The organism is Ciceribacter sichuanensis (assembly GCF_024055605.1).
Taxonomy (GTDB): domain Bacteria; phylum Pseudomonadota; class Alphaproteobacteria; order Rhizobiales; family Rhizobiaceae; genus Allorhizobium; species Allorhizobium sichuanense.
Window position 1 is genome coordinate 1 of sequence record NZ_JAMXLX010000024.1, and the last position, 903, is coordinate 903.

At 58.0% G+C, this 903-nt stretch carries 2 protein-coding genes; both read right to left on the reverse strand.

Annotated elements, in window-relative coordinates:
- A partial coding sequence (rem, locus tag NBH21_RS25970) for a transcriptional activator Rem (RefSeq protein ID WP_252759601.1) occupies positions 1-548 on the reverse strand: 548 nt, incomplete at its 3' end.
- A gap of 92 nt (positions 549-640) precedes the next feature.
- Positions 641-903, reverse strand: a 263-nt coding sequence (locus tag NBH21_RS25975) for a hypothetical protein (RefSeq protein WP_252759602.1), incomplete at its 5' end; no start/stop codon positions are given.

The following is a 903-nucleotide window of genomic DNA, read 5'->3' on the forward strand; positions in this document are numbered from 1 at the left end:
TCGTCGAAGATGCCGTAGATGGCGGAGAAGATCTGGGACTTGGAGACGCGGCGACCGCGATTTGCAATCAGGTATTCGAGAATGCGGCGCTCACGACGGGGAAGCGCGAAGACCTCGCCCTGGATCTCGGGATCGCGGCCGTCGGAGAAGACGCGGATCGGTCCGATATCGGTGAAGGAGGAGATGGCGGTAAGACGCCGGCGGATGGCCGCGGCGCGCGCCAGGATCTCGCGGGGATGAACCGGCTTTCTCACCACATCGTCGACACCGCTGTCGAAGAGCGCGAGCGTGTTTTCCAGCGACGGCTGGTCGGAGACCGCAATCACCGGAGCGCGCGAGCGATCGCGGATGGCCCTGGGCAGGGCGAAGCTCTCGTCGCTCTGGCCGATGAGGAATGCCTCGATGGCCGCGATGTCGGCGTCAGCGGCCGTATTGACCCATTCGCCGAATTCGACGGGGTCGAACCCGGTCGAAGGAATGCCTTCTCTTCCAAACAGGGATGTGTATCCCTCCGTCACGAGCTCTCGCTCGTCAACTACTACGATCATTCGTCCGCCTCCGAATCAGTGTAGTGCCTCGATTGCACAAGGAGTACGAATCGGGGGAATCGGAGACAATGGTGGAAAGTTGCGGGGATTAATTAATAATTGATTAACCATTGCGTCCCGATTTGCACTAGATTTAGTGGGTTATGGTTAATTCTGGCACAATTTTCCCTGGGGAAAACGTTAAATGAGGCAAATGAGATATTGATTGATATCGCCTGCCCAAATCCTGCCGGATTCATCGGATCGCGAGGATGATGACGGCCTATTCCCCTTAAGGTTGCGCATTCCGGCAGAACGAAGCCGCAGCCGACGTCCACTTCCCGTAGCCCGTCGCTACAAGATTGGCGATCACGCG